Annotated in this window: 26 protein-coding genes; 8 read left to right on the forward strand and 18 right to left on the reverse strand. The window is 69.9% G+C overall.

The annotated features are described in order from the left end of the window. Window positions 1-91 precede the first annotated feature (91 nt). The 4 genes from MIAR_RS09320 to ocd form a co-directional block, all read right to left on the reverse strand. A complete protein-coding gene (locus MIAR_RS09320) occupies window positions 92-592 on the reverse strand; it encodes a methylated-DNA--[protein]-cysteine S-methyltransferase (RefSeq protein ID WP_285634566.1) in 501 nt (166 codons plus the stop codon). Continuing rightward, window positions 589-2151: an Ada metal-binding domain-containing protein gene (locus tag MIAR_RS09325; RefSeq protein ID WP_285634570.1), complete on the reverse strand. Its 1563-nt coding sequence runs from the start codon at window positions 2149-2151 to the stop codon at window positions 589-591. The genes MIAR_RS09320 and MIAR_RS09325 overlap by 4 nt, the downstream gene beginning before the upstream one ends. 74 nt (window positions 2152-2225) lie before the next feature. Then, window positions 2226-3143, reverse strand: a complete 918-nt coding sequence (gene ctlX / locus MIAR_RS09330) for a citrulline utilization hydrolase CtlX (protein WP_285634572.1) — start codon at window positions 3141-3143, stop codon at window positions 2226-2228. Continuing rightward, window positions 3140-4177, reverse strand: coding sequence for an ornithine cyclodeaminase (ocd, locus tag MIAR_RS09335; RefSeq protein ID WP_285634575.1), 1038 nt, complete (start codon window positions 4175-4177; stop codon window positions 3140-3142). The genes ctlX and ocd overlap by 4 nt, the downstream gene beginning before the upstream one ends. Window positions 4178-4300: 123 nt before the next feature. Between ocd and MIAR_RS09340 the strand changes: the two genes are divergently transcribed. Continuing rightward, window positions 4301-4732 carry an Lrp/AsnC family transcriptional regulator gene (locus MIAR_RS09340; protein WP_285634578.1) on the forward strand — a complete coding sequence of 144 codons (432 nt, stop codon included), beginning with the start codon at window positions 4301-4303 and terminating at the stop codon, window positions 4730-4732. 120 nt (window positions 4733-4852) lie between these two features. Here MIAR_RS09340 and purH read toward each other — a convergent pair whose 3' ends face one another. Genes purH through MIAR_RS09355 form a run of 3 tightly spaced genes read right to left on the reverse strand, consistent with a single transcriptional unit; the run spans window position 4853 to window position 8358 of the window. After that, window positions 4853-6460 (reverse strand): bifunctional phosphoribosylaminoimidazolecarboxamide formyltransferase/IMP cyclohydrolase, encoded by a 1608-nt coding sequence (gene purH / locus MIAR_RS09345; RefSeq protein WP_285634581.1) that lies wholly within the window; start codon window positions 6458-6460, stop codon window positions 4853-4855. Between the two features lie 37 nt (window positions 6461-6497). Further along, window positions 6498-7073: a phosphoribosylglycinamide formyltransferase gene (purN, locus tag MIAR_RS09350; protein ID WP_285634584.1), complete on the reverse strand. Its 576-nt coding sequence runs from the start codon at window positions 7071-7073 to the stop codon at window positions 6498-6500. Window positions 7074-7077: 4 nt separating this feature from the next. Beyond that, window positions 7078-8358 carry a cell division protein PerM gene (locus MIAR_RS09355; protein ID WP_285634587.1) on the reverse strand — a complete coding sequence of 427 codons (1281 nt, stop codon included), beginning with the start codon at window positions 8356-8358 and terminating at the stop codon, window positions 7078-7080. Window positions 8359-8448: 90 nt separating this feature from the next. On the opposite strand from MIAR_RS09355, the gene MIAR_RS09360 reads away from it, so the two are divergent. Further along, window positions 8449-9894, forward strand: coding sequence for an NCS2 family permease (locus MIAR_RS09360; RefSeq protein WP_285634590.1), 1446 nt, complete (start codon window positions 8449-8451; stop codon window positions 9892-9894). A gap of 75 nt (window positions 9895-9969) precedes the next feature. On the opposite strand, the gene MIAR_RS09365 is transcribed toward MIAR_RS09360, so the two are convergent. Further along, the gene (locus tag MIAR_RS09365; protein ID WP_285634593.1) at window positions 9970-10371 is read right to left on the reverse strand and encodes a VOC family protein; all 402 of its coding nucleotides are present in this window, start codon (window positions 10369-10371) and stop codon (window positions 9970-9972) included. 76 nt (window positions 10372-10447) lie between these two features. Between MIAR_RS09365 and MIAR_RS09370 the strand changes: the two genes are divergently transcribed. Continuing rightward, window positions 10448-11020 (forward strand): TetR/AcrR family transcriptional regulator, encoded by a 573-nt coding sequence (locus MIAR_RS09370; RefSeq protein WP_285634596.1) that lies wholly within the window; start codon window positions 10448-10450, stop codon window positions 11018-11020. Between the two features lie 130 nt (window positions 11021-11150). Here the strand turns inward: MIAR_RS09370 and MIAR_RS09375 are convergent, their stop codons facing one another. The 4 genes from MIAR_RS09375 to sucC form a co-directional block, all read right to left on the reverse strand. Continuing rightward, window positions 11151-11729, reverse strand: a complete 579-nt coding sequence (locus tag MIAR_RS09375) for a class I SAM-dependent methyltransferase (protein WP_285634599.1) — start codon at window positions 11727-11729, stop codon at window positions 11151-11153. A gap of 125 nt (window positions 11730-11854) precedes the next feature. Continuing rightward, the gene (locus MIAR_RS09380; protein WP_285634601.1) at window positions 11855-12610 is read right to left on the reverse strand and encodes an MBL fold metallo-hydrolase; all 756 of its coding nucleotides are present in this window, start codon (window positions 12608-12610) and stop codon (window positions 11855-11857) included. Window positions 12611-12748: 138 nt separating this feature from the next. After that, window positions 12749-13651, reverse strand: coding sequence for a succinate--CoA ligase subunit alpha (gene sucD, locus MIAR_RS09385; protein WP_285634604.1), 903 nt, complete (start codon window positions 13649-13651; stop codon window positions 12749-12751). A gap of 21 nt (window positions 13652-13672) precedes the next feature. After that, complete coding sequence (sucC, locus tag MIAR_RS09390; protein ID WP_285634607.1) at window positions 13673-14839, reverse strand: ADP-forming succinate--CoA ligase subunit beta; 1167 nt, start codon at window positions 14837-14839, stop codon at window positions 13673-13675. A 130-nt stretch (window positions 14840-14969) separates the two neighbouring features. Here sucC and MIAR_RS09395 point away from each other — a divergent pair, with 130 nt between their 5' ends. After that, window positions 14970-15629, forward strand: coding sequence for a TetR/AcrR family transcriptional regulator (locus MIAR_RS09395; RefSeq protein ID WP_285634610.1), 660 nt, complete (start codon window positions 14970-14972; stop codon window positions 15627-15629). A 33-nt stretch (window positions 15630-15662) separates the two neighbouring features. On the opposite strand, the gene MIAR_RS09400 is transcribed toward MIAR_RS09395, so the two are convergent. Next, a complete protein-coding gene (locus MIAR_RS09400; RefSeq protein ID WP_285634613.1) occupies window positions 15663-16169 on the reverse strand; it encodes a hypothetical protein in 507 nt (168 codons plus the stop codon). A gap of 97 nt (window positions 16170-16266) precedes the next feature. On the opposite strand from MIAR_RS09400, the gene MIAR_RS09405 reads away from it, so the two are divergent. Beyond that, window positions 16267-17301 carry an ATP-dependent DNA ligase gene (locus MIAR_RS09405; protein WP_285634615.1) on the forward strand — a complete coding sequence of 345 codons (1035 nt, stop codon included), beginning with the start codon at window positions 16267-16269 and terminating at the stop codon, window positions 17299-17301. 3 nt (window positions 17302-17304) lie between these two features. Here MIAR_RS09405 and MIAR_RS09410 read toward each other — a convergent pair whose 3' ends face one another. From MIAR_RS09410 to MIAR_RS09420, 3 genes are all read right to left on the reverse strand, one after another. Continuing rightward, entirely contained in the window at window positions 17305-18393 is a 1089-nt protein-coding gene (locus tag MIAR_RS09410; protein ID WP_285634621.1) for a DNA polymerase domain-containing protein, read from the reverse strand. A 43-nt stretch (window positions 18394-18436) separates the two neighbouring features. Beyond that, window positions 18437-19573 carry an SseB family protein gene (locus tag MIAR_RS09415; protein ID WP_285634624.1) on the reverse strand — a complete coding sequence of 379 codons (1137 nt, stop codon included), beginning with the start codon at window positions 19571-19573 and terminating at the stop codon, window positions 18437-18439. A gap of 91 nt (window positions 19574-19664) precedes the next feature. Next, a complete protein-coding gene (locus tag MIAR_RS09420) occupies window positions 19665-22133 on the reverse strand; it encodes an ATP-dependent helicase (protein ID WP_285634627.1) in 2469 nt (822 codons plus the stop codon). A 65-nt stretch (window positions 22134-22198) separates the two neighbouring features. Here MIAR_RS09420 and MIAR_RS09425 point away from each other — a divergent pair, with 65 nt between their 5' ends. After that, window positions 22199-22573 (forward strand): YccF domain-containing protein, encoded by a 375-nt coding sequence (locus MIAR_RS09425; RefSeq protein ID WP_285634629.1) that lies wholly within the window; start codon window positions 22199-22201, stop codon window positions 22571-22573. Between the two features lie 4 nt (window positions 22574-22577). Here MIAR_RS09425 and MIAR_RS09430 read toward each other — a convergent pair whose 3' ends face one another. After that, window positions 22578-23555 carry a glycerophosphodiester phosphodiesterase family protein gene (locus MIAR_RS09430; RefSeq protein ID WP_285634632.1) on the reverse strand — a complete coding sequence of 326 codons (978 nt, stop codon included), beginning with the start codon at window positions 23553-23555 and terminating at the stop codon, window positions 22578-22580. Window positions 23556-23646: 91 nt separating this feature from the next. Between MIAR_RS09430 and MIAR_RS09435 the strand changes: the two genes are divergently transcribed. Next, a complete protein-coding gene (locus tag MIAR_RS09435) occupies window positions 23647-24585 on the forward strand; it encodes a Bax inhibitor-1/YccA family protein (protein WP_285634635.1) in 939 nt (312 codons plus the stop codon). A gap of 177 nt (window positions 24586-24762) precedes the next feature. Beyond that, window positions 24763-25035 carry a GlsB/YeaQ/YmgE family stress response membrane protein gene (locus tag MIAR_RS09440; RefSeq protein WP_285634638.1) on the forward strand — a complete coding sequence of 91 codons (273 nt, stop codon included), beginning with the start codon at window positions 24763-24765 and terminating at the stop codon, window positions 25033-25035. 76 nt (window positions 25036-25111) lie between these two features. Here the strand turns inward: MIAR_RS09440 and MIAR_RS09445 are convergent, their stop codons facing one another. Next, entirely contained in the window at window positions 25112-26383 is a 1272-nt protein-coding gene (locus MIAR_RS09445; RefSeq protein ID WP_285634641.1) for an RNA polymerase sigma factor, read from the reverse strand.

Consider the following 26383-nt stretch of genomic DNA (forward strand, 5'->3'; position numbering starts at 1 on the left):
GATGACTGAGACGTCTCGAGCCTAGGGGCGTCGTCCTGCCGGAGTTTCGTCCGGCAGGACGACTGCGGGTGGTCCGAGTTGTCGAGATCGCTCAGCGAGCGCCCGCGGCCTCCCGCTCGAGCAGGCTGCGCTTGACATCGAGGCCCCACGCGAAGCCGCCGAGGCTCCCGTCCGAGCGGAGCACGCGATGGCAGGGGACGAACAGGGCGGGGGCGTTGCGGGCGCAGACGGAGGCGGCGGCGCGCACCGCCTGCGGGCTGCCGAGCTCGATGGCGAACTCGGTGTAGGACAGGGGCTGTCCCGGAGTGATGCGTCGCAGCGCCTCCCAGCCGACCCGCTGCATCTCGGTGCCGTGCTGACGCACGGCGACGGTGGTGATGGCGTCCAGGTCGCCCGCGTAGTACGCCTGCGCCGCGTCGGCGGCATCCGTCCTCCCCTCGGCGATGCTGTCAGGGCGCAGCGAGGCGTGCACGCGCGCGATGATCGCCGCGTGGTCGTCGCTCCAGCCGGAGGCGAGCACGCGCTGCGTCTCGTCGGCGAGGATGGTGAGGGCGCCGTCCGGGGTGTCGATCGTCTGGATGAGGGCGGTCATGAGAGCTCCTTGCTCGAGGTCTTCGGCTTCGCCGTTCGCGCGACGCGGACGGGTGCCGCGCGCCAGAGGTGGGCGGTGAGATAGCTGCGCCAGGGGGCGATGCGCTCGGCCCAGGCGGTGAGGGCCGCCGGTTCGGCGGGCAGGCCGGATGCCGCGGCTCCGGCGCGCATGGCGACGTCCCCGGGCAGGAGCACATCGGGATCGCCGATCACGCGCATCCGCACGTAGTCGGCGGTCCACGGACCGATGCCGGGCATCGCCAGGAGGCGCGCCCTCTGCTCGGCCGCGTCGTCGCCGACGGTCAGCGTGAGCGATCCGTCGGCGAGCGCGGCCGCCGCGCCGGTGATGGCCCGGATGCGGGCGGCGGGACCGCGCAGCACCTCGGCGCCGTGCTCGGCGATCGCGGTCATGGTCGGGAACAGGATCCCGCCGTCGGCGGTGCGCTCCCCCAGCTGGTCCGCGAGGGCGGTCAGCGCGGTGCGCGCAGCCGCCACGGTGATCTGCTGACCGACCATCGCACGGATGAGCATCTCGTGCGGGTCGGCGGCGCCGGGCACGCGGATGCCGGGCAGCGCCGCGACGAGCGGCGCGAGCTCGGCGTGCGCGGCGAGTGCCTGGTCGACCGCGGTCGGGTCCGCGTCGAGATCGAACAGCCGGCGCGCGATGGCGACCAGCGGCGCGAGGTCCCCGAGCCGCGTCACGCGCGCGCGCAGACGCAGACGCCCGTCCGCGTCCTGGCGGATCTCCAGGTGCGCGGGTCCTCCGGGCGTCCGCAGGTGGCGCGCGAACGAGGTCGCTGTCGCGGTCTCCACCCCGGGCAGCGCCCGCGCGGCCATCCAGGCGAAGATGCCCGAGGCGTCCATGGGAGCGCGATGCGGCAGCAGCAGGTCGATGGCGCCCTGCGCCTCGGCATCCGCCTCGGTCCTCGGCAGATGGGTCCCTGAGCCCGTCGCTCGTACTGAGCGAGCGTCAGCGAGTCGAAGTGAAGGGCGGCGCGTCGCGCGCAGCTCGCCCGGCGTCATGGCGAACACCTCGCGGATCGTGTCGTTGCACTGCCGGATGCTGGCGAACCCGGCGGAGAACGCGACCTCGGACACCGGCATGTCGGTGCCGACCAGCAGCATCCGCGCGGTGTGCGCGCGGTGGGCCCTGGCCAGGGCGAGCGGGCCCGCCCCGAGCTCCGCGGTGAGCAGGCGGGTCAGGTGACGCGGCGAATAGCCGAGGCGGTTCGCGAGCCCGGGAACACCCTCCTGCTCGACCACGCCCGAGGCGATCAGGCGCATGGCGCGGGCCGCCGCATCGCCGCGCAGATTCCACGCGGGCGAACCCGGCGTCGCCTCGGGCAGGCAGCGCTTGCACGCGCGGTACCCCGCCTCGTGCGCCGCCGCGCTGGTCGGATAGAACGTGACGTTCGCGGGCTTCGGCGTGCGCGCAGGGCAGCTCGGACGGCAGTAGATGCCGGTCGAGCGCACCGCCGTCACGAACTGTCCGTCGAAGCGCGTGTCACGCGCACTGATCGCGCGGTACCGCTCGTCGAAGGTCATCGTGGCTTCGGTCATGCCTCCATGCTGTCACGTCCGAATGCCGCCGGCTGGCGGAAATCGGACACGGCAGTGACCCGACCGGAAGCCTGTCAGCGCGGGTCGAGGTGGATGCCGGCGATCATGCAGCGCGCCGATCCTCCGGCCAGCTCGATCGGCGCGACGTCCAGCGCCAGGATGCGGCACGAGGCCGAGATCACCTGCACCTGCTCCACGCTGAGGCTGCGACGGGCGGTCTGGGACATCACGAGGATGCGCTCGCCGTTGTGGTCGCGCAGTTCGATCGCGTTGCCAGCGAAGGAGGCCACCTGCTCAGCGGTGAGCGGAACCAGCGTGCGCCCGGTGTCGCGGATGCGCTGGGCGATCTGCTCGCGGCGCACGTCGCCGACGATGCTGTCCAGTCCGATCAGGGCGATGTCGGTGCCGATGCACATCATCACGTTGGTGTGGTAGATCGGCACGCCGTCCGGATCCGCGGCGTCGAAGACCACGGGCTCGTAGCCGAACACCGTGCAGAACCGCTCCACGAGCACCGGATCGCAGCGGTGCGAGCGCACGGCATAGGCGATGCGCGACACGTGGTCGAGCACCATCGCCCCCGTCCCCTCCAGGAACAGGTCGTCCGGCTCCAGGCCGGAGTAGTCGATGACCTCCTGCACCCGGTACTCGGACTTGAGCATCTCGATCACGTCGGCCCGCCGCTCGCCACGACGGTTCGGCGCGTACATCGGGTACACCGCGACCCGGCCGCCGGCGTGCGTGGAGAACCAGTTGTTGGGGAACACGCTGTCGGGATGCGTGTCGGTCTCGTCCTCGAACAGGTGCACGCGCACGCCCTCGGCCCGCAGCGCGTCGGCCACGCGTGTGCACGCGTCATACGCCTCGCGCGACACGTCGTGGTCGGCCTCGCTCTGGAAGGTGTTGTCGGCAGCCGTCTGCGGGTTGGGCCGGAAGTGGTGGGGCCGGATCAGCACCACCGCGTTCGGGGCCTGAGCGGATGCCGCTCTCACGCCAGGCTGTGCGCCGAGGCGCCCTCGGCGACCAGCGCGAAGAGGTTCTTCGGGTCGGCCGGCTCGGCGATGATGTCGACCTCGGTGAAGTAGTCGGTGCCGTCGATCGCGGAGTCCAGGTAGCGCAGCGCGGAGAAGTCCTCGATCGCGAAGCCCACCGAGTCGAAGATCGTGATCTGCTCGGCCGAGGTGCGCCCGGCGGCCTCGCCGCGGAGCACACGCCACAGCTCGATGACCGGGTACTCGGGGTCGAGCTGCTGGATCTCGCCCTCGATGCGGGTCTGCGGCGGGTACTCCACGAAGATGTCGCCGCGGTGCAGGATGCGGGCGTCGAGCTCGGTCTTGCCCGGGCAGTCGCCGCCGATCGCGTTCACGTGCACACCCGGGCCGACCATGTCGTCCGTCAGCACGGTGGCGTTGGCCTTGTCCGCGGTGCAGGTGGTGATGATCTGCGCGCCCTGCACGGCCTCCGCACCGCTCGCGGCGCGCACGATGTCGAAGCCGAGCGGACGCATGTTGGCCTCGAACACGTCCATGGCGTGCGGGTCGGTGTCCCAGATGCGCAGGCTCTGGATGCCGAGCAGCGCGCGGAACGCCAGCGCCTGGAACTCGGACTGGCTGCCGGTGCCGATCATGGCCATCGTCGTGGCGCCCTCGGGCGCGAGCACGCGGGCGACCATCGCCGAGGTGGCGGCGGTGCGCAGCGCGGTGAGGATGGTCATCTCGGACCACAGCGTCGGGTAGCCGCTGTCCACGTCGGCCAGCACGCCGAACGCGGTGACGGTCTGCAGGCCGCGCGCGGGGTTGCTGGGGTGGCCGTTGACGTACTTGAAGCCGTACTGGCGGCCGTCGCTGGCGGGCATCAGTTCGATCACGCCGATGTGGGAGTGGCTGGCGACACGGGGAGTCTTGTCGAAGTCCTCCCAGCGCTTGAAGTCTTCGACGAGCGTCTCGGCGATCCCCTCGATCGCGCGCTCGATACCGGTGTCGACCAGCCAGCGGCGCATGTTCGGAACATCGACAAAACGGACCATCGTCCATCCCTTCACTCTTCGTCCCTCCAATCTACGCGCCTCGGATGTCACTTTCATTCACCATCGTGAGTCATTTTCGCAATCGATCACGCATTGTGCGCATCGATGGGGTACATTCTGTGCATGAGTTCTCTCGATGATCTCGACCGCCGCCTGCTGTCACTGCTGCGCGCCAACAGCCGCGAGTCGGTCGTGAACCTCGCGCGACGCCTCGGAGTGACCCGCGCCACCGTCGACAGCCGGCTCAAGCGCCTCGTCGACAGCGGCGTGATCGTCGGCTTCTCGGTGCGCGTCCGCGACCCCGCCGCGGCCTCCGTGGTGCGCGCAGTCATGCTCATCGCCGTGGAGGGGCGCAACACCCGCGAGGTGATCCGAAGCCTGCGCGGCGTCCCGCAGATCGCCGCACTGCACACCACGAACGGGCGGTGGGACCTGGTCGCCGAGATCAGCTGCGACGGCCTGGCGTCCTTCGACGAGACGCTCGGCACCATCCGCGGCATCGACGGCATCCGCGACAGCGAGACCAGCATCCTGCTGAGCTCGGCGACGGTCTGAGCCCGACGCACCCGCCGAGACCCCGAGAGATGGCCGAGACCCCGTGCTGTGGACATCCATGGCACGGGGTCTCGGTGGCAAGGCGGGGTGTCGACGAAGGCCGACGGGTCCCGCGTGGCGTCAGTGGAAGAAGTGGCGCTCCCCCGTGAAGAACATCGTGACGCCGGCCTTGCGGGCGGCGTCGATGACCTCACCGTCGCGCACCGACCCACCGGGCTGCACGATGGCCGTGATGCCCGCGTCCAGCAGCACCTGCGGGCCGTCGGCGAACGGGAAGAACGCGTCGGATGCGGCGACCGCCCCAGCCGCGCGTGCACCGGCGCGCTCCACCGCGAGACGGCAGGAGTCGACGCGGTTGACCTGGCCCATGCCCACGCCGACGGTGGCGTTGTCCTTGGCGAGCACGATCGCGTTCGACTTGACCGCGCGGCACGCCTTCCACGCGAAGATGAGGTTCTCCATGGCGGCCTCGTCGGGACGCTCACCCGAGACGAGCTCCCAGTCCTTGGCGACCGAGACGATGTCGTCCGGGAAGCGGTCGGCGTCCTGCAGCAGCAGGCCGCCCGAGACCAGGCGCACGTCCATGCGCTCCTGCTGCCAGTCCTCGGGCAGCTTGAGCAGACGCAGGTTCTTCTTGGCCTTGAACACCTCGAGCGCGGCGGGCTCGAAGTCGGGAGCCACGATGACCTCGGTGAAGATGTCCTTGAGGTTCTCGGCCATCTTCAGCGTGACCGTGCCGTTCGCGGCGATCACGCCGCCGTAGGCGGAGACCGGGTCGCACTCGTGCGCGCGCAGGTGCGCGCTGGCGATCGGGTCGAGCGCGTTCGGCGCGGTCGTGGCGATGCCGCACGGGTTGGCGTGCTTGATGATCGCGACCGAGGGCAGCACCATGTCGTAGGCGGCGCGCAGAGCGGCATCCGCGTCGACGTAGTTGTTGTACGACATCTCCTTGCCCTGCAGCTGCGTGGCCTGGGCGATGCCGTGGCCACCGGTGCGGGTGTAGATCGCGGCGCGCTGGTGCGAGTTCTCGCCGTAGCGCAGGGTCTCCAGGCGCTCCGCCTTGATCGTCAGGTGCGCGGGCAGGTCGGCGCCGTCGCTGAGGGTGCCCTCCGAGAACCACTGGGCGACGGCGGTGTCGTAGGTCGCGGTGTGCGAGAAGGCGCGAGCTGCGAGCTCACGGCGCTGGGCGAGGTCGGTGCCGCCGCCCTTCACCGACTCGATGATCGCCGGGTACGACTCCGGCGAGACGACGATGGCCACGTTCGCGTGGTTCTTGGCCGCGGCGCGCACCATGGCCGGGCCGCCGATGTCGATCTGCTCGACGATCGCGTCGGGCTCGGCGCCCGAGGCGACCGTCTCCACGAACGGGTAGAGGTTCACCACGACCAGCTCGAAGGGCTCGATGCCGAGGTCGGCGAGCTGCCGTTCGTGGTCCTCCAGGCGCAGGTCGGCGAGCAGGCCGCCGTGGATCTTGGGATGCAGGGTCTTCACGCGTCCGTCGAGCATCTCGGCCACGCCGGTGACGGCGGCCACGTCGGTGACCTCGAAGCCGGCGTCCCGCACCGTCTGCGCGGTCGAGCCGGTGGAGACGATCTCCACTCCCGCCTCGGCCAGAGCGGAGGCGAGCTCGACCAGACCGGTCTTGTCGCTCACCGAGACCAGCGCGCGCCTGATCGGCACCAGGTCGCGGTGACGGTACAGCGAGGGATCGAGGCGGGGGCCGGCCATGATGATGCTCCTTCAGACGTGCGTTGTGAGGGGGTGGTCAGAGAACGAGGTCGCCGGTGGCGATGCGCTCCACGACGTCGATCAGCAGCCGCCTCTCGACGGGTTTGATGCGCTCGTGCAGCGTGGCTTCGGTGTCGCCGGGCAGCACCGCGACGCGCTCCTGGGCGAGGATCGGGCCGCTGTCGACACCGTCGTCGACGACGATGACGCTCGCACCGGTCTGCTCGGCACCGGCGGCCAGGGCGTCGCGCACGCCGTGCGCGCCGGGGAACTCGGGCAGGTAGGCCGGGTGGGTGTTGACGATACGCGGCGCATAGCGCGCGACGACGGCGGCGGGCAGCAGGCGCATGAGCCCGCTCAGCACGATGAGGTCGGGCTGCCAGGCATCCAGCTGCTCGGCCAGCTCCTCGCCCCAGGCCTCTCGCGTCGGGTAGGCGGAGTACGGCACGGTGAAGGTCGGGATGCCGAACTCCTCGGCGTGCGCCAGGCCGTCGGCGTCGCGGTCGGCGCCCACCGCCACCACGCGTGCAGGGAAGTCGGGGTGGCTCGCGGCCTCGAGCAGGGCTCGGAGATTCGAGCCGGTACCGGAGATGAGTACGGCGAGCGTCAGCACCCGGTCAGTCTACCGGGGCGGTCAGGTCGGAGACGTCGCCGCCCATCTCCTCGCGCCAGCGGTCGGTCCGCTCCTCGGCGAGCTCGTCGCGGTGGCGAGGGGTGAGGAGCAGGATGCCGGCCCCGATCAGCACCTCGATGCCGATCGCCAGCGCGAAAGGACCGACGGCAGGGCCGACCTCGGACAGCCGCCCCGGCCCGATGGACCCGGATGCCAGCACCGCGGCGAGCGCGACCACGCCTGCGGAGACGGCAGCGATGCCGACGGCGATCGCCGCGCGGGGCCAGATCCCGGTGCCGACGCGCTCCCAGACCAGGCGGGACCGCACGATCCAGCCGGCCAGCGCACCGCACGCGATCGGGAGGAGCACCGCCACGAGCATCCACATCGACGAGTTCGCGGGCACGAGGCCGAGCACGGGGATGCCCGGGACCACGCCCACGCTGGTGCCCGCGGGCGACACGGCCGTGCCGGCGCCGAGCGCGAAGCCGGGGCCGGCCAGCCAGCTCGCCGACCACACCAGCAGGGTGGGGAGGTACACGAGGTGCGCGAGGGTGAGCATCGTCGCGCCGAGCACGTCGACGCGGGCCGCCTCGAAGAGGGCGATCACCTCTCCCCCGCGCAGCAGGGTCATCGCCGCGACCCCGAGCGCGGCGGCGCCGGTGAGGGCCACCACGGCAGCGGCCGCTCCGCGCAGGGTCTCGGCGGGGACGGGCGACCAGTCGCCCCAGCCGTCCACGATGTCGTGGACGCGGTCGACGAGCCCTCCGTCACCCTCCGCCCAGGCGTACCGGACGGCGCCGATCAGGAGGCCCGCGAAGTACGCGGCGGCCGGGATGAGGATGGCCGCCCACTGCGGCGCACGCAGCACGCTGGAGTGCGCGGTCAGGCCGACCACTGCGCTGATCAGCGCGAAGACCACCGCGCCGGAGAGCAGCCCGCTCAGCCAGGCCCCCGCGATCGCCGCACGGCGTCCGGAGCGGGCCGCGAAGATCACGGTGAACAGAAGGATCGCCAGCGGCGGCACGGACAGCGCGAAGGTCGCCGCCTCCCTGGGGATCGCGAGCCCGGACAGCACAGCATCCGGCAGCACGACCTGCAGCGGCACGCCGTGCCCGAACTGCCAGAGGGTGCCGCTGACCGGCCACAGGGCGCCCCAGTCGGCGTCCACTCCGAACGACAGCACCCACAGCAGCGTGAACGGCGCGAGCACGGCGGCCAGGCCGATGGCGGCCGCGATGGCGGCGTCCAGGGCGGCGAGGAGCAGGACGATGACGCGTTGCATGACTCCACGAGCCTACGGCCCGCATCCGATGGGACAGCCGAGCCCACGCGAGAGGGGCGCAACACGATAGATTCTCCTGCGGAGGTCACGATGACAACTGCCCCTGCGCACCCCGATTCCGACACCGAGCCGCGCAACGCGCTCGACCGATTCTTCGAGATCACGAAGCGGGGGTCGAGCTTCGGCGCCGAGATCCGCGGTGGCGTGGTCACCTTCGTGACGATGGCGTACATCGTCATCCTGAACCCGATCATCCTGTCCACGACCGCTGACATCGATGACCACAAGCTGGGCTTCCTGCAGCTGAGCGCGGTCACCGGCCTCACCGCCGCGGTGATGACGATCCTGTTCGGCCTCATCGCCCGCCTGCCGTTCGGCTTCGCCGCGGGCCTGGGAATCAACGCCTTCCTCGCCTTCTCGGTGGTCGGCGAGGTCACCTGGCCCGAGGCGATGGGCCTCGTGGTCATCAACGGCCTCATCATCGTGCTGCTCAGCGCCACCGGCCTGCGCCGCATGATCTTCGACGCGGTCCCCATGCAGCTGAAGATCGCGATCACGGTCGGCATCGGCCTGTTCATCGCGTTCATCGGCTTCGTCAACGCCGGCTTCGTCACCGCCGCGGGCTCCCCGCCGGTCACGCTCGGCATCGGCGGATCCGTCAGCACGATTCCGACCGTGATCTTCGTCTTCACGCTGCTGCTGACCGGCATCCTCGTCGCCCGCAAGGTGAAGGGCGGCATCCTCATCGGCCTGGTCTCCGGCACCGTGCTCGCCGTGATCGTCGAGGCGATCTGGCACATCGGCGCCAAGGGCGAGAAGAACCCCGGCGGTTGGGGCCTGTCGGTGCCCGCCCTCCCCAAGGAGCTCGTCAGCCTCCCCGACCTCTCGCTGGTCGGCCAGGTGGATCTGTTCGGCGCGTTCGGCCGCATCGGGGCGCTCGCCGCCCTGATGCTCGTGTTCACGCTGGTGTTCACCAACTTCTTCGACGCCATGGGGACCATGACCGGTCTTGCCAAGGAGTCCGGTCTCGCGGATGAGAAGGGCAACTTCCCCCGCCTGAAGTCGGCGCTGATCGTCGAGGGCGTCGGTGCCGTCGTGGGCGGCGCGACCTCGGGCTCGTCGAACACCGTGTTCATCGAGTCGGGTGCCGGTATCGGCGAGGGGGCGCGCACCGGGCTCGCGAACATCGTCACGGGTGCGCTGTTCCTCATCGCGATGTTCTTCACGCCGCTGGTCTCGATCGTGCCGACCGAGGTGGCAGCGGCGGCGCTGGTGATCGTCGGTGCGCTGATGATGAGCCAGATCCGTTTCATCGACCTGACCGACTTCTCGGCGCTTTTCGGCGTCTTCCTCACGGTCGCCGTCATGCCGATGACCTACTCGATCGCCAACGGCATCGGCGCGGGCTTCATCGGCTGGGTGGCCGCCCGGGCGTTCTCCGGCAAGGCCAAGGAGATCAGCCCGCTGCTGTGGATCGTCACGGCCGGCTTCGTGATCTTCTTCGCCCGCGGGCCGATCGAGGCGCTGCTCGCCTGATCGCGTCCGATCACGACGGAGGGGCCGGATGCTGAGCATCCGGCCCCTCCGTCGTCCTCACGCGCTCCCGGTCGCTCAGGCGTACGCGTGGACGAACTCCCCCGTCGGTGCGATGGGCTCGATGACGTCGAGCAGCACGCCGCCCGGCGCTTCGACGATGAAGTGCCGCTGGCCGAAGGCCTCGTCGCGCAGCTTCAGTCGTTCCGTGATCCCGAGAGCGCCCACGAGCCGGTCGTGCTCCGCCTTGGCGTCCTCGACCTCGATGTTCAGCAGCAGTCCGGTCACCGGCGTGCGGAAGCCCTCCGGGATCGTCTCGTGCGCGCTGTCCAGGACGGCGAGCTCTCCCCCGTCGAAGCGCAGGCTGACGTACCAGTCCGCCTCGAAGGTCGTCTCGAAGCCCAACGTCTCGCGGTAGAACTGCGCCGCGGCGGCGACGTCCTCGACCATGAGCACGGGGTAGAACGAGGTGATCTGCATGGGTCATCCTTTACATACTCTGCGTTTGTATCCGGTGAGGCTAGAATACATGCACAGCGCACGTAAAGGAATCCCCATGCCCAGAGCCTCAGCCGCAGAAGCCGCAGCTACCGCCGCGCGGGTGCTCGGCGCCGCAGAGAAGCGGTTCATCACGCAGGGGTTCGGCGCCGCATCCGTCGACGACATCGCCGCCGACGCCGGCGTGACCCGGGGCGCCGTGTACCACCACTACGACTCCAAACCCGGCCTGTTCCTCGCCGTCGTGCAGCGCATGCAGCAGCAGGTGGCCGATGCCGTGGTCGCCGCTGCCGGTGATGCGACCCCGGCCGACTCGCTGCGCCTCGGCAGCCACGCGTTCCTCGACGCGATCACGACCGGCGGGCACGCGCGCGTCCTGCTCGCCGACGCCCCGTCCGCGCTCGGCTGGGACGTCTGGCGACGCACGGATGCCGAGGCGTCGGCCGTGCACCTGCGGGAGGCCCTGCTCGCCGCCGGCGTCGCGGCGGACGCCGTCGAGGCGACGACCGCGCTGCTCTCCGGGGCGATGAACGAGGCCGCGCTGTGGCTCTCGGAGCGTCCCGGCGATGCGTCCGCCCGCGCGAGCGCGCACGCCGCGCTGGACAGGCTGCTGGACGCCTTCGTGGGCTGATGCACGCGCGGTCCTCTCCTGCCGGACGACGTCCGTTCTGAAGGACGTCCGCAGTTCTGAAGGATGCCCGGCCGCGCAGCATCCTTCAGACGCGCGATCGTCCTTCAGAAGCGGATGCCTCTGCAGGCGGTCACGCGACGGCCACGCCTTCGATGAGCGGCTCCACGGTTCCGAGCACGCCCGGCGCCAGCATCCGCTTCACCTCGACCGACGCGAACCCGGCGGCCCGGATCGACGCGGCCGTGTCGCGGTGGGGATCGCAGCCGTGATCGATCAGCCGCGACAGCGGGGCGTAGACGGCCTGGAGCACCGAGGTCCAGCTGCCGTGCTCCCCCGCGACGTGCTCGAAGAACACCAGCCGCCCGCCGGGGCGCAGCACCCGGCGCACCTCGTCGAGCGCGCGGGCGGGGTCGCGCACCGAGCAGAGCACTGTCGAGGCGATCACCGCGTCCACCGAACCGCTCTCGAGCGGAATCGCCTCGGCGGGTGCCGTGAGCAGTCGGGAACCGCTCCGGTGAGCCAGGCGCGCACGCAGCGCGGGCTCGATCCGGCTACGCGGTTCCAGTGCCAGCCAGGAGACACCGGATGCCAGGTGATCCGCCGCGATCCCCGATCCGGCGCCGAGGTCGAGCACGACGCCGCGCAGCTCCGGCAGAGCAGAGGTGCGCCAGCGGCGGCGCAGCTCGGAGGTCGGCGTGGTCCCTGGCATCCGCTCAGGATAGGCACGATCCCGCCGCGGCGGAACCCGTCACGTCTGAAGGCGATCTGCGCTTCTGAAGGATCTTCCGGCGCTCAGCGTCCTTCAGAAGGGCGATCCTCCTTCAGAAACGGGGACTACGAGAGCTCCAGCGGCACGCCGTGCTGCGGCACCCGCAGCCGGTGAGCGAGCCCGGAGTACTCGAACTCCCGCACGAGCCTCTCGCGGGTCTCGCTGAAGTGATGCCATCCCTCGGCATGCGCCGGCACGATGACGGCCTCGCCCAGCGCCCGAGCCGCGGCGACCGCGGTGCGCGCGTTCAGCGTGAGGTCGCTGTCGCCGAAGCGACCGACGTTCGCCGCGCCCGCGAACAGCACGGCGATGTCGATGACGTCGACCTGCGCCACGATCTCGGCGACGAGCGCGACCGACGCGTTGTCCCCGGAGATGTAGACGGTCGGCTGTTCCGGAGCCCGCAGCAGGAAGCCGGTGACCGGGCCGGAGAGTGCCTCCGCGCCCTCAGGACCGTGCAGGGCCGGGACGGCGACGATCTCGACGTCGCCGACGGAATGGGTCTCCCACGCCGCCAGCCCGATCACGCCGGGGATCCGCGATGCCGCCTCGGGCGTGGAGAGCACGGCACTCGCCCGGGACAGGAAGTCGCGCCCGGCATGGTCGAGATTGTCCGGATGCTGGTCGTGCGACAGCAGCACGACGTCGATGCCGCCGACCTCCTCAGGACTCAGGGCGGGCCCCACGAGCTTGTGCAGCGGGATGCCGCCCTCGTAGACGCCGGGAGGATCGAAGGTCGGATCGGTCAGCATCCTGAGCCCTGCGTACTCGATCACGGCCGTCGGGCCGCCCACCAGGGTGAAGGTCATCGGCGTGGTCATGACTCCATCCTGCCCCGGCCACGATCTCCTCGGGCCGGGATCCGCGCACTTCTGCGGAGACTCGTGCGTCTGCGGCGTGCCCGGACATGACGAAGGCCCCGGGGTGGAGCCCGGGGCCTTCGAGATACAGCTTACAGCTCAGAGAGCCTCGATGATGCCGCGCATCAGCGAAGCCGCCTCGGACGGCGTCTTGCCGACCTTGACGCCGGCGGCCTCGAGGGCCTCCTTCTTGGCGGCTGCGGTGCCCGCGGAACCCGACACGATGGCGCCCGCGTGGCCCATGGTCTTGCCCTCGGGAGCGGTGAAGCCGGCCACGTAGCCGACGACCGGCTTGGTGACGTGCGCCTTGATGAACTCGGCCGCGCGCTCCTCGGCGTCGCCGCCGATCTCACCGATCATGACGATCGCCTTGGTGGCGGGGTCGGCCTCGAACGCGGCGAGCGCATCGATGTGCGTGGTGCCGATGATCGGGTCGCCGCCGATGCCGATGGCGGTCGAGAATCCGATGTCCTTCAGCTCGAACATCATCTGGTAGGTCAGCGTGCCCGACTTCGAGACCAGGCCGATCGGACCGCTGCCGGTGATGTTGGCGGGCGTGATGCCGGCCAGCGCCTCGCCGGGGGTGATGATGCCGGGGCAGTTCGGGCCGATGATGCGGGTCTTGTTGCCCTTGGACTTGGCGTAGGCCCAGGCCTCGGCCGAGTCGCCGACCGGGATGCCCTCGGTGATGACCACGAGCAGCGGGATCTCGGCGTCGATGGCCTCGATCATCGCGTCCTTGGCGAATGCCGGCGGCACGAAGGCGACCGACACGTCGGCGCCGGTCTTCTGCATCGCCTCGGCGACGGAGCCGAAGACGGGCAGCTCGACCTCGCCCGAGCCGGGCTTGTCGTGCGTGACCGTGGTGCCGGCCTTGCGGGCGTTCACGCCGCCGACGATGTTGGTGCCGGCCTTGAGCATGAGGGCGGTGTGCTTGGTGCCCTCGCCGCCCGTGATGCCCTGGACGATGACCTTGGAGTCCTTGTTGAGGTAGATCGACATGTTTCTCTCGTCCTTACAATCTCAGGCGTTCGCCAGCTCGGCGGCCTTGTCGGCGCCCTCGTCCATGCCCGACGCCGAGGTGACCAGCGGGTGGTTCGCGGCGGCGAGGATCGCACGCCCCTCCTCGACCTGGTTGCCGTCCAGGCGCACGACCAGCGGCTTGGTGGCGGAGTCGCCCAGGATCTCGAGGGCCTTCACGATGCCCTCGGCAACGGCCACGCACGAGGTGATGCCGCCGAAGACGTTGACGAACACGCTCTTGACCTGCGGGTCGCCGAGGATGACGTCCAGACCATTGGCCATGACCTGCGCGTTCGCGCCGCCGCCGATGTCGAGGAAGTTGGCGGGCTTGACGCCGCCGTGCTTCTCGCCTGCGTAGGCGACCACGTCGAGCGTCGACATGACCAGGCCCGCGCCGTTGCCGATGATGCCGACCTGGCCGTCGAGCTTGACGTAGTTCAGGCCGGATGCCTTGGCCTTGGCCTCGAGCGGGTCGGCCGCGGCCTTGTCCTCGAGCGCCTCGTGCTCGGGGTGGCGCACCTCGGAGGCGTTCTCGTCGAGCGAGACCTTGCCGTCGAGGGCGATGATCTCGCCGTCCTCGGTGCGGACCAGCGGGTTCACCTCGACGAGCGTGGCACCCTCGCCCTTGTACACGTCGTAGAGCTTGACGAACACGTCGGCGACCTTCGGGACGAGCTCGTCGGGGAAGTTCGCGGCCTTGGCGATCTCGATCGCCTTGGTCTCGTCGATGCCGACCAGCGGGTCGACCTCGACGCGGGCCAGAGCCTCGGGCTTCTCGACGGCGAGCTGCTCGATCTCCATGCCGCCCTCGACGCTGCACAGCGACAGGTAGGAGCGGTTGGCGCGGTCCAGCAGCACGGAGAAGTAGAACTCCTCGGCGATGCGGGCGCCGGCGGCGACCATGACGCGCTTGACGATGTGGCCCTTGATGTCGAGACCGAGGATCGCCTTGGCGGCCTCGTACGCCTCGTCGGGGTTCTTGGCGACCTTGACGCCGCCCGCCTTGCCACGACCACCGGTCTTGACCTGAGCCTTGACGACGACCACGCCACCGAGCTTCTCGGCTGCTGCCTTCACCTCCTCAGGGGTGTCGGCGACGATGCCGGCGAGAACCGGCACATCGTACTTCTCGAAAAGGTCTCGTGCCTGGTACTCGTAGAGATCCACAGTGCAGTCCTTCGCTGGTTGCGGCGGGTGGGACGCGACAGTTCTGTCGGGTGTCGATATCATTCGACCCGATCCAAAAGCCTACTACCGCCGACGACATCACCAGAACGGCCGAGACTAGGCTTCCACTATGCAGAATCCCGCTCAGCTCCACACCGGTGTGGTCGCCGCCGCGCTCGACCTCTTCGCCGCCCAGGGATTCGAGGCGACCTCGGTCGAGCAGATCGCCAAGGCCGCCGGCGTCTCGCGCTCCACCTTCTTCCGCCAGTTCGGCGGCAAGGAGGACGTGGTCTTCACCGATCACGAGCAGATGCTCGACGATCTGCGCACGTTCTTCGAGCAGCCGCACGAGGATCCGTGGGCGGCCGTCTGCGAGGCATCCGAGCGCGTCTTCGACTACTTCGTGCGCGACCCCGACCTCGCCCGCCGTCGCTACGAGATCGTGCGGCAGGTGCCGGTGCTGCGCGATCGGGAGATCGTGACGGTGTTCCGGTACGAGCGCCTGTTCGACGAATACTTGCGCGACGCGCTGCCGGGTCTCGCCCCGATCGATGCGGTCGGGTTCTCCGCGCTGGTCACCGCAGTGCACAATCACGTGCTGCGCCAGCTGCTGCGCGGACGGAAGGTCCCGCTCTCCACGCTGCGCACCGCCCTCGACGACGTGCGCCGCCGCTACGGCGTGCTGCCGGGCGGATCGGATGCCGCACCCGACGATGTCGTGGTCGCGGTGTTCCCGCGGTCGATGCCGATCGCCGAGATCTCGCGCCGGGTGCAGGCCGAGCTGTCCTGAGCCCGGCCGCCCCCGGTCAGGCGACGGGGATCGTCACTCGTCGCAGCCGCACTTGCCGGCGGCGTTGCGCACCATGAAGCAGGTGTCGCACACGCCGTAGTCGCGCTCTTCCACCGGTGTAGCCTTGGGCGCGCGGGGAGCGGATGCCGGCTTCGCCGCGCGCGGTGCGGAGGTGCGGGTGCCGGCCGGTCGCTTGGCCGCGACGGTGAGCGACGGCAGTCCGCTGGGCTGGTTCACGTAGAAGTACGGCGCGCGACCCTCGCTGGGCAGCAGGGGCAGCACGCGCCCTGCGACGGTGATCTGCTCGTCCTCGGTGAAGCCGTTGATGTAGGTGCGTCCGATGTGCAGCGCGGCGCCCTCGCGGCGCAGCGCCTCGATGTAGCGACCGCGGTCGATGTAGCTGAGGATGCCGACGGCATCCGTCACGGCGCCGATGAACTCGTGGTTCTCGACGGGGATCCGGTGCGCGCGGAGCGCTTCGGCGAGGGATCGGTAGGGGCGGGAGGTTCCTGCGGGGGTCGGACCCTGTACTTCGTTCATCACCTCGATTCTCTCATCCGGAGGTCCAGGTGATGACCCGGATCGGGCGGGCCCCGCGCTCTCGACGGGAGCCGTGGCGCGGGGCAGGATGGGGAGCATGTACGAGATCCCCGCGCCGATGCTCGCGAAGGCGGCCGCGGCCGTGCCCGACAGTTCGAAGAAGCCGATGCTGTACGAGCCGAAATGGGACGGCTTCCGCGGGCTGGTCGCCTGGGACGGCGAGACGCTCGAGATCGGCTCGCGCGGCGCCAAGCCGCTCACCCGGTACTTCCCCGAGCTCGTCGAGCAGCTGCCGCAGATCCTGCCGGGGCCGTGCCTGCTCGACGGCGAGATCGTCGTGGCGACGGGGCCCGTGGGCGCGCAGCGCCTGGACTGGGAGGCGCTCAGCCAGCGCATCCATCCCGCCGCATCGCGGGTGGCGAAGCTGTCCGCCGAGACGCCCGCGATGTTCATCGCCTTCGATCTGCTCGCCGAGGGCGAGGAGGATCTGCAGCAGCATGCGTTCCGGGAGCGCAGGGCACGGCTGGAGCGGATGCTGGCGGGTGCCGCCTCGCCGCTGCATCTCACGCGCACGACCGAGGACGCCGAGCTCGCCCGGCGCTGGCTCGCCGAGTTCGAGGGCGCGGGGCTCGACGGCGTGGTCGCCAAACCGCTCGACGACCCGTACGCCCCCGGCAAGCGCACCCTGATCAAGATCAAGCATGCTCGCACCGCCGATGTCGTCGCGCTCGGCTACCGCATCCACAAGAGCGGCTCGGGCGTCGGGTCGCTGCTGGTGGGGCTGTACGGCGACGACGGCGTGCTGCGACAGGTCGGCGGCGTCGCCGCCTGGTCGGATGCCGTGCGAGCTCAGCTCGTCGAGGACCTCGCACCCCTGGTCGAGCGCGACGAGTCCGGCGAGGCGGTCGTCGGCGAGGGCGAGCGCTCCCGCTTCAGCGGGGCCAAGGACGTCTCGTTCGTGCGGCTGCGCCCGGAGCGCGTGCTGGAGGTGCGCTACGACCAGCTCGAGGGCGCCCGATTCCGGCACACCGTGCAGTTCGAGCGCTGGCGCCCCGATCGCGCCGCGCACTCGTGCACGTACGAGCAGCTGGACACGGTCGCCGGCTACGACCTCGCCGACGTGCTGGCCTGACTCTCAGTCCTCGACGGGGTTGCCCTCGGCGTCCCAGTTCGCGGCGACCTTCTTGCTCGGCTGCACCCGCGGCGGCTCACCGGGCATCTTGGGGAACTCGGGCGGGAAGGACAGCTCGCCGAGGCCGTTCGACACGTCGCGCTCCCACCACTCCAGCAGGGTGTCGATGCGGCCCGGCGATGCCTGCAGATCGGCCCACGGATCGCCGATCTCGGCGAGTCGCCCGGGGATGGTCCGCACCGTGAACCGCGTCGGGTCGACGTCGTCGAGCTCGTCCCAGTGGATGGGCGTGGACACGGGTGCCCCGACCTTGGCCCGCGGGCTGTACGCCCCGGCCATCGTGCGGTCGCGGTTGGCCTGGTTGAAGTCGACGAAGATGCGCTCGCCGCGCTCCTCCTTCCACCAGCTCATGGTGACCTTCTCCGGCATCCGCCTCTCCAGCTCGCGTCCGGCCGCGATCACCGCGTGCCGGACCGTGAGGAACTCCCACTCCGGCACGATCGGGCAGAACACGTGCAGCCCGCGGTTGCCGCTGGTCTTGATGAACGGCTCGAGACCCGCCTCCTGCAGCACCTCGCGCAGGCCGTGAGCGGCGACGATCGCCTCGGCGATGCCGGTGCCCGGCTGAGGGTCGAGGTCGATGCGCAGCTCGACCGGGTTGTCGGTGTTCGAGGCGAGCGATGCCCATGGATGGAACACGATCGTGTTCATCTGAACCGCCCACACGATCGCGCTCGTGCGGTTCAGCACGATCTGCGGGTGGCTGCGCCCGCTGTTGTACGTGACGTCCACCGCGTCCACGAAGTCCGGCGTGCCCTTGGGCGGGTTCTTCGAGAAGAATCCGCCGGCTCCGGGCGCGGCATCCGGATCGGAACTGGCGATGCCGTCGCGGAACCGCTCCAGCGAGACCGGGCGGTGCCCGTTGGCCGCCAGGAACGGCGTGGAGACCTGCTGCACGTAGTCGGCGTACTCGGCCTTGGTGATGCCGTCGCCGCCTTCCACGGACCAGACCACCTTGTTGGGGCTGGAAAGGGAGATCTCCCGCTCGCCGTCGGCGTCGGTCACGGTCAGAGTCACACGCTCAGAGGCCATGCGACGAGCGTACGGGGTCGGGGCGGCCTCGCGACAGAGGTCGTCAGTCGTCGCCGAGATCGACGGCCAGCACCATGACGGCGCTCAGGTCCTCGCGCTCGATCGCGATCGAGGGACCGGCGATGTCGACGAGCACGCCCGCGATCTCGTCGTGCTCGCTGAGCACCTTCGCGAGCTGCTCGGGCTCGAAGGGCATCGGCTGGTCGTTGCGGCCCAGCACCACCACCTCGAGCGGGTGCGAGAAGAGCTGCAGGAACCGGCGGCCGTCGGTGGTGTGCGCCTCGGCGATCCCGACGGGCTGCCCGTTGGAGCCGTCGTTGATCGCCACCCAGCTGCGGGTCTTCGCGAGCGCCTCGGCGACGCGCACCGGCGTCTGCTCGTCGCGTGGGGCGGCGAGCAGCGTCTTGACCGACATCTCGGCGTCACCCTGCTCGAGAGCCCTCTGCAGCAGCTCGGTCGGGAACACCACGCGGTGCGGAACCGACGAGTTGTCGATGATGATGCCGGTGAACCCGCCGTTGACGACCTGCTGATACACGAGGGTCGCGGGCTGGGCGATGGCGGAGGTGGATGCGGCATCCTCCTCGTCCTGGATGGATGCCTGCAGAGCCGCGCCCGAGCTGTAGGCGAGCATGAACGTGCGCTCGTCGTCACGCACGACGCCGACCGAGAGCGATTCGCCGGCGGCCATCTGCTCGCGCGCGTCGCCGTGCACGCGCAGATACAGGTGCCCCTGCAGTGACTGGCGCATGACGCCCAGCAGCTGCTCGTTGCTGGCGCCCTCCTCGAGTTCGGCCAGGGCGGTGCGCAGCAGCACGTTGTCGACGAGACCGTCCACGGTGTGGGTCTGCTCGGGCGGCAGCGCGGGGGCCAGCGGCAGCCGCGGTCCCCCCATCTGCTCCTCCGCGATGACCGGGGCTCCGGATGCCGGGCGCGGCACCTGGATGCCCTCGTCGGCGGCTTCGCCGGCGTCCGTCCCGGACTCGACGGGAGCGCTCACCTCCGGACCGGCCTCGGCGCCGACGCCGCGGAACGCCTGCACGGAGATGCCGACCGTCGGCACCGACTCGGCGGGAGCCTCGGGCACGCCGTCGGTCTGCGCGATCGCGTCGTCGACGGGTACTTCGGTCTCGACGTCCGGCTGGTCGACGGACTTCTTGCGGCGGGAGAAGAGGGCCATATGAGCCAGCCTAATCGCCGACAGCGGTGCCGATGGGTCCCCGAGCCTGTCGCGACGTGCTGAGCGAGCGCCAGCGAGACGAAGTGAAGGGTTACAGCTTGACGATCGGTGCGATCTTGATCAGCAGCTTCTTCTGCCCGGCGGCGTCGAACCGCACGTGCGCGATGCGCTTCGCGCCCTCTCCGGTGACCGCCTCGACGCGCCCCTCGCCGAAGTCGTCGTGACGGATGCGGTCGCCTGCCGCCAGTTCGAGATCACCGTTGTCCCTCACCTTCGCGGTGACCTTGTTGGGGAAGCGGTCCATGGCGGTCGACAGCGGTTTCAGGGAGTCGCGCTTGGGCAGCGCCTTGACCCCGAACCGATCGCCCGAGCCGCCGCCGGAGGAGCCCCACCCGCCCGACTTGCGGGCGTTCGGGGCACGCGACTGCATGCCCCCGCGCGAGTTGACGTCGCCCGGCGACTGCCGCCAGTCGATGAGATCGGCCGGGATCTCCTGCAGGAAGCGACTGGGCATCGCGACGGACACCTCGCCGAACTGGGCGCGGGTCATCGCGAGCGAGAGGTGCAGGCGCTTGCGGGCGCGGGTGATGCCCACGTAGAACAGCCGACGCTCCTCCTGCGGACCGCCCGGCTCCCCCGCCGAGATGCGGTGCGGGATGAGGTCCTCTTCGACGCCGGTGACGAACACCGCGTCGTACTCGAGGCCCTTGGCGGTGTGCATCGTCATCAGGGAGACGACGCCGGACTCGTCATCCAGATCATCGGCATCCGAGACCAGCGCGACCTCGGTGAGGAAGTCCACGATCGTGCCGTCGGGGTTGTTGCGGGCGAAGTCGCGGGCGACCGCGACGAACTCATCGAGGTTCTCCAGTCGCGCCTCGTCCTGCGGGTCGCGACTGGAGCGCAGCGACTCGAAGTAGCCGCTCCGCTCGAGCAGCACAGTCAGCCCTTCCGCGACCGAGGTCGACGGCGGGACCTCGCCGGAGGACGGCTGCAGGATCTCAGCGACCTCGGACAGGACGGCGTCCAGCTGCGCGATCGACGCCTGCAGCTTCGGCCCCACGCCGAGCTCGGACGGATGCCGCAGAGCGTCGCGGAAGCTGATGCCGTGCTGCTCGGCGAACATCGCGATCGACGCTTCGGTCACGCCGCCGATGCCGCGTCGCGGCCGGTTGAGGATGCGCCGCACCGCCATCTCGTCGGCCGGATTGGCGACGGCCACCAGGTAGGCCAGCGCGTCCTTGATCTCGGCGCGTTCGTAGAACTTCGTGCCGCCCATGATCTTGTAGGGCACAGCCGCGCGGATGAAGATCTCCTCCAGCGCACGGGACTGCGAGTTGGTGCGGTAGAACACGGCCATCTCGGCGTACGGGACTCCCGAGCGGCGCAGCTGCTCGACCTCGTCGGCGACGAACTGCGCCTCGTCGTGCTGCGAGTAGCCGGTGAAGCCGATGATCTTCTCGCCCGGGCCCTTGTCGCTCCACAGGTTCTTCGCCTTGCGGTCGAAGTTGTTGCCGATCAGGGCGTTGGCCGCGGACAGGATGTTCTGGGTGGAGCGGTAGTTCTGCTCGAGCAGCACGACCTTGGCGCCGGGGAAGTCGCGCTCGAACTCGGTGATGTTGCGGATGTCGGCGCCACGGAACGCGTAGATCGACTGGTCGGAGTCGCCGACCACGGTGAGCGAGGCGCCTTCTCCCTCGGAATCGGATGCCGGAGCATCCGGCTCGAAGATCATCATGCCGTTCGACTCGAACGCGGTGCCCGACTCCGCAGAGGTGTCGACGGGCTTGGTGAGCTCGCGGATCAGCGAGTACTGGGCGTGGTTGGTGTCCTGGTACTCGTCGACGAGGATGTGCCGGAACCGTCGGCGATAGGTGTTCGCCACCTTCGGGAACGCGCGGAACAGGAACACGGTCTGCGCGATGAGGTCGTCGAAATCGAACGCGTTGGCCTTCTGCAGCGCCCGCTGGTAGTCGGTGAAGATGTCGACGAACTTGCGCTCGGCGGGGTCGGACATGTTCGCCTGGCGGGCGTGCCCCTCGGCGTCGAGCAGCTCGTTCTTGAGCTTGGAGATGCGGGACTGCACCGCGCCGGGCGTGAGTCCGTAGGCATCCGCCTCGTGCTCCTTGACCAGACGCTTGAGCAGCGCGCGCGAGTCGCCGGAGTCGTAGATGGTGAACGACTTGGTGAAGCCGAACTGCTCGGCCTCGCGCCGCAGGATGCGCACGCACGCCGAGTGGAAGGTGGAGATCCACATGCCGCGCGCGACATCGCCGACGAGCCCCTCGACGCGCTCGCGCATCTCGCCTGCGGCCTTGTTCGTGAACGTGATCGCCAGGATCTGGCTGGGCCATGCCTCGCGGCGACGCAGCAGCAGCGCCACTCGGCGCGTGAGCACGCTGGTCTTGCCCGATCCGGCGCCGGCGACGATGAGCAGCGCGTTCCCGCGATACGTGACGGCCTCGAGCTGCTGCGGGTTGAGGCCCGCGAGCAGCTCGTCGGACCCGTCGGAGGAGCGCGGGCCGGAGGATGCGGGGACGATGAGTGGGGCGTCGGTCATGGCCCTTCGAGTCTAGGCGGCGGCTCCGACAGCGGCCTCCCGAGCAGGCGTGCGAGAATCACGGCATGCGCACGATCCTCAACATCATCTGGGTTGTCCTCGGCGGGTTCTGGCACTTCCTCGGCTACATGCTCGCCGGCATCATCCTGTGCATCCCGATCATCACGATCCCGTGGGCGATCGCGGCGTTCCGCATCGGCAAGTACTCGCTGTGGCCGTTCGGCCGCCAGGTGGTGGACAAGCCGACGTCGGGACTGGGTTCGGCGCTGGGCAACGTGATCTGGGTCGTGCTCGCCGGCTGGTGGCTGGCGATCGGCCACATCGTCTCGGGAATCGCGATGTGCGTGACGATCATCGGCATCCCGATGGGCATCGCCGACTTCAAGCTCGTCCCCGTCTCGCTGATGCCCCTCGGCAAGGAGATCGTCTCGAGCCGCTGACGCCTCAGCGGAAGAAGGCCACGCCCAGATCGGGGTGGTCGACGAACACGCCGTCGACGCCGGTGTCGGCGATCACCCGCCACTCCCCCTCGTAGTCGCCGAAGGCGGCCTTCCCGCCTCCGGCGCGGAACCGCGGCGACAGGAACTGGTTCTCGGGTCGGCAGGTCCAGGTGAACACCCGCAGGCCGCGGGCATGGGCATCCGGCACGATCGTGTTGCCCGGCTGCAGCAGCATCCGCTTGTTGACGCTGATGCCGTCCGCGCGCAGCGCGTCCAGGCCTTCGGGTGTGACGGCGGAGGCGTAGTCGGGCGCCTCCGGGCCCATCGAGGTGACGAGGTCGAACGGCTTGCCGCTCGCCTCGATCAGGTAGATGAAGGATGCCGCGATGCCCGTCTCGCGCAGCCGGTCCAGCACCGTCGATTCGAAGGACTCGATGACCAGCGGCAGTTCCCCGGCCGCCCAGCCGCCGGCGCGCAGGTCGCGCTCGATCAGCGGGACGAGGTCCAGGCCGATGCCCTCGAAATACGTGGCGTGCTTGACCTCGAGCACCAGGCCGATCTCCCGGCCGTGCTCCGCGGAGGCCGCGCTGATCATCTCGAGCAGGTCGGGCAGACGCAGGATCGGCTGCGCGTCGTCGAAGGTCGCGCTGGACGTGCGGACCCGCGGCAGCCGCTCCCTGACCCGCAGCGTGGATAGCTCCGCCCAGGTGAAGTCCTCGGTGAACCAGCCCGTCAGCTTCTCGCCGTCGATCCGCTTGGTCGTGCGCCTGTCGGCGAACTCCGGATGCTGCGCGACGTCGGTCGTGCCGGAGATCTCGTTCTCGTGCCGGATGACCAGCACCCCGTCCTTGGTCGCGACCACATCGGGTTCGACGGCGTCGACGCCGAGCGCGAAGGCCAGCTCGTACGACGAGCGACTGTGCTCGGGACGGTAGCCGGGCGCACCGCGGTGCCCGATGATCAGAGGGGATTTCCTGGGCACGCTCTCAGCGTAAAGCACCCCGTTCATAGGCGACCGCCACTATCGTTGAGGAAAGAGTTGACCGATCCCTCGGGAGTAGAGGCCACCCACCATGAGCAATTTCGTCTTCAACACCCCCGCGTTCCAGCAGCAGGATCCGCGGAACGTCGCCACGTACCCCGGGGCGCCGCAGCAGCCCGGTCAGCAGGGCCAGTACGCCCCGCCGCCCCCGCCCGGCGCCGCAGGACAGACCGCCGCGTTCCAGCAGGCGGGCATCAACGCCGCCGCGCAGGCGAACCTCGAGGGCATGTACGCGGCTCCCGCCGCGGGCGCCATCGAGACCGACCGCATGACGGTCGAGGACACGATCTGGAAGACCGCCGGCCTGTTCGGCATCCTGCTCGTGACCGCAGCCATCGGCTGGGTGTGGACCGTCGCCGGCTCCGCTACCGGCCAGGCGAACCTCACCCCCTGGATCGTCGGCGCGCTCGGCGGCTTCGTGCTCGCCATGATCGTCATCTTCACCTCGCGCAAGAAGGTCCGCCCCGCGCTGATCTTCGCCTACGCGGCCTTCGAGGGACTCTTCGTCGGCGGCATCTCGGCGTTCTTCGAGATGGTGTACCCCGGAGTCGTCATGCAGGCGACCCTTGCGACGGTCGCCGTCGTCGGCGTCACCCTCGCCCTGTTCGCCAGCGGCAAGGTGCGCGCCAGCGCGAAGATGACCAAGATCTTCATGATCGCGATGTTCGGGTACCTCGCCTTCTCCATCCTGAATGTCATCCTGATGTGGACCGGCGTCAGCGACAACCCGTGGGGACTTCGGGGAGACATCGTCATCGCAGGCATCCCGCTCGGCGTCATCATCGGCGTCTTCGTGGTGTTCCTCGCCGCGTACTCGCTGGTGATGGACTTCGACAGCATCCAGCAGGGCGTGCGCAACGGCGCTCCCCGCAAGTACGGCTGGATGGGCGCCTTCGGCATCATGGTGACCGTCGTCTGGCTGTACGTCGAGATCCTGCGCATCCTCGCGATCCTGCGCGGCAACGACTGACCGTCGATCCGCACGACCTGAACGGCCGCCCTCCTCGGAGGGCGGCCGTTCTGCTCATCACAGCAGGCTGATAGCGCATTCCTGAACTCGTGCGCAAGGGGGTAGCTCTAGACGCTCGTCTAAGGCATTCTGGTCATGCCCGGACACCCCGGACGCACCTACAGAACGGAGACTCCCATGAGCTTCCTCGGATTCCTTCTCCTCGGCCTGATCGCCGGCGCCATCGCCAAGCTGATCCTCCCCGGCAAGCAGGGCGGCGGATGGTTCGTCACACTGCTCCTCGGCGTCGTCGGCGCTCTGCTCGGCGGCTGGCTGGGTGGTCTGCTGTTCAACGTCGACCTGAACGGGTTCTGGAACCTGTCGACCTGGCTCCTCGCCATCGGCGGATCGATCATCGTGCTGCTGATCTACGGCCTCATCGTGGGCCGCGGAGACCGCAGCAGGGCGTAAGAACCCTTCTTCCGGGGAGGCGGGTCGGGGGATCCGCCTCCCCTTTCGCATGCCCGGGAGGGAACCGGCCGCGTGATCAGCGCGCCTTGGCCTCCAGCAGGGCCCGCTCCCGGTCGTTGCCCGCCAGACGAGCCGCGGCGGCGAACTCCGCCCGCGCCTCGTCATCACGCCCGAGCCGCAGCAGCAGCTCGCCGCGGGTCGCCGGCAGCAGGTGGTAGCCGCGCAGCTCCCCCGCCGCGATCAGGGAGTCGATGATGCGCAGAGCGGATGCCGGCCCCGTAGCCATGGCGACCGCAGCAGCACGGTTCAGCTCGATCACCGGTGAGGGCGTCAGCCTGCCGAGCGCCTCGTAGAGCATCACGATGCGATCCCAGTCGGTCTGTTCGACGGATGCTGCGACGGCATGGCACTCGGCGATGGACGCCTGCAGCGCATACCCGCCTCGCCCCCTTCCGAGTGCGTCCACCCGCGCGAGCGCTGCGCGTCCGCGGGCGATGGCGCCGCGGTCCCAGCGGGCCCGGTCCTGATCGGCGAGCAGCACCGGATCGCCGTGGCGGTCGACCCTGGCGGGAAAGCGCGCCGCCGTCAGCTCCATCAGCGCGAGCAGGCCGTGCACCTCGGGTTCCCGCGGCACAAGGCCCGCGAGGACACGGGTCAGTCGTACGGCCTCACGCCCCAGGTCGGGACGCATCCAGTCCTCCCCGCCGCTGGCCGTGTGCGCCTCGTTGAAGATCAGGTAGAGCACCCCCAGCACGGCGCTCAGGCGTGAGCCGAACTCCTCGCGCGGCGGCAGCTCGAACGGGGCGTGCGCTGCTCCGAGTGTCTTCTTCGCTCGCACGATCCGCTGCTGCACGGTGGCCACGGGCACGAGGAAGGCGCGGGCGATCTCCTCACTGCCGAGGCCGCCGACCACCCGGAGGGTGAGCGCGATCTGCGCCTCACGGGAGAGCACGGGGTGACAGGCGATGAAGATCAGGCGCAGCACGTCGTCGTCGATGGCATCCGGATCCCACGGCAGAGCGTCGGATGCCTCATCCTGCTCGCGCTCGACATCGTGCGCGATCGCCGCGATCCTGTCGTCGTACCGTTCCTGACGACGCCAGCCGTCGATCGCGCGACGCTTGGCCACCGCGGTCAGCCACGCTGCCGGATTGCGGGGAACACCGGCATCCGGCCACTGCTCCAGCGCCTCAGCGAGCGCCTCCTGAGCGAGATCCTCGGCGAGGGCGAAGTCGCCTGTCATCCGGGTGAGCGTCGCGACGATCTTCGCCGACTCGATGCGCCACACGGCGGCCACGGCGCGCCGCGCATCCTGCGATGCGGGGCGCGCCACGCCTTCAGCGGTCAT

This window comes from Microbacterium arabinogalactanolyticum, assembly GCF_030268005.1.
Classification (GTDB): Bacteria; Actinomycetota; Actinomycetes; order Actinomycetales; family Microbacteriaceae; genus Microbacterium; species Microbacterium arabinogalactanolyticum.

Bases quoted from the DNA above. Each gene is read 5' to 3' on its own strand.
- MIAR_RS09320 (WP_285634566.1), bottom strand. From the start codon at position 592: ATGACCGCCCTCATCCAGACGATCGACACCCCGGACGGCGCCCTCACC.
- MIAR_RS09325 (WP_285634570.1), bottom strand. From the start codon at position 2,151: ATGACCGAAGCCACGATGACCTTCGACGAGCGGTACCGCGCGATCAGT.
- ocd (WP_285634575.1), bottom strand. From the start codon at position 4,177: ATGGTCCGTTTTGTCGATGTTCCGAACATGCGCCGCTGGCTGGTCGAC.
- MIAR_RS09340 (WP_285634578.1), top strand. From the start codon at position 4,301: ATGAGTTCTCTCGATGATCTCGACCGCCGCCTGCTGTCACTGCTGCGC.
- purH (WP_285634581.1), bottom strand. From the start codon at position 6,460: ATGGCCGGCCCCCGCCTCGATCCCTCGCTGTACCGTCACCGCGACCTG.
- MIAR_RS09355 (WP_285634587.1), bottom strand. From the start codon at position 8,358: ATGCAACGCGTCATCGTCCTGCTCCTCGCCGCCCTGGACGCCGCCATC.
- MIAR_RS09360 (WP_285634590.1), top strand. From the start codon at position 8,449: ATGACAACTGCCCCTGCGCACCCCGATTCCGACACCGAGCCGCGCAAC.
- MIAR_RS09365 (WP_285634593.1), bottom strand. From the start codon at position 10,371: ATGCAGATCACCTCGTTCTACCCCGTGCTCATGGTCGAGGACGTCGCC.
- MIAR_RS09370 (WP_285634596.1), top strand. From the start codon at position 10,448: ATGCCCAGAGCCTCAGCCGCAGAAGCCGCAGCTACCGCCGCGCGGGTG.
- MIAR_RS09375 (WP_285634599.1), bottom strand. From the start codon at position 11,729: ATGCCAGGGACCACGCCGACCTCCGAGCTGCGCCGCCGCTGGCGCACC.
- MIAR_RS09380 (WP_285634601.1), bottom strand. From the start codon at position 12,610: ATGACCACGCCGATGACCTTCACCCTGGTGGGCGGCCCGACGGCCGTG.
- sucD (WP_285634604.1), bottom strand. From the start codon at position 13,651: ATGTCGATCTACCTCAACAAGGACTCCAAGGTCATCGTCCAGGGCATC.
- MIAR_RS09395 (WP_285634610.1), top strand. From the start codon at position 14,970: ATGCAGAATCCCGCTCAGCTCCACACCGGTGTGGTCGCCGCCGCGCTC.
- MIAR_RS09400 (WP_285634613.1), bottom strand. From the start codon at position 16,169: ATGAACGAAGTACAGGGTCCGACCCCCGCAGGAACCTCCCGCCCCTAC.
- MIAR_RS09405 (WP_285634615.1), top strand. From the start codon at position 16,267: ATGTACGAGATCCCCGCGCCGATGCTCGCGAAGGCGGCCGCGGCCGTG.
- MIAR_RS09410 (WP_285634621.1), bottom strand. From the start codon at position 18,393: ATGGCCTCTGAGCGTGTGACTCTGACCGTGACCGACGCCGACGGCGAG.
- MIAR_RS09415 (WP_285634624.1), bottom strand. From the start codon at position 19,573: ATGGCCCTCTTCTCCCGCCGCAAGAAGTCCGTCGACCAGCCGGACGTC.
- MIAR_RS09420 (WP_285634627.1), bottom strand. From the start codon at position 22,133: ATGACCGACGCCCCACTCATCGTCCCCGCATCCTCCGGCCCGCGCTCC.
- MIAR_RS09425 (WP_285634629.1), top strand. From the start codon at position 22,199: ATGCGCACGATCCTCAACATCATCTGGGTTGTCCTCGGCGGGTTCTGG.
- MIAR_RS09435 (WP_285634635.1), top strand. From the start codon at position 23,647: ATGAGCAATTTCGTCTTCAACACCCCCGCGTTCCAGCAGCAGGATCCG.
- MIAR_RS09440 (WP_285634638.1), top strand. From the start codon at position 24,763: ATGAGCTTCCTCGGATTCCTTCTCCTCGGCCTGATCGCCGGCGCCATC.
- MIAR_RS09445 (WP_285634641.1), bottom strand. From the start codon at position 26,383: ATGACCGCTGAAGGCGTGGCGCGCCCCGCATCGCAGGATGCGCGGCGC.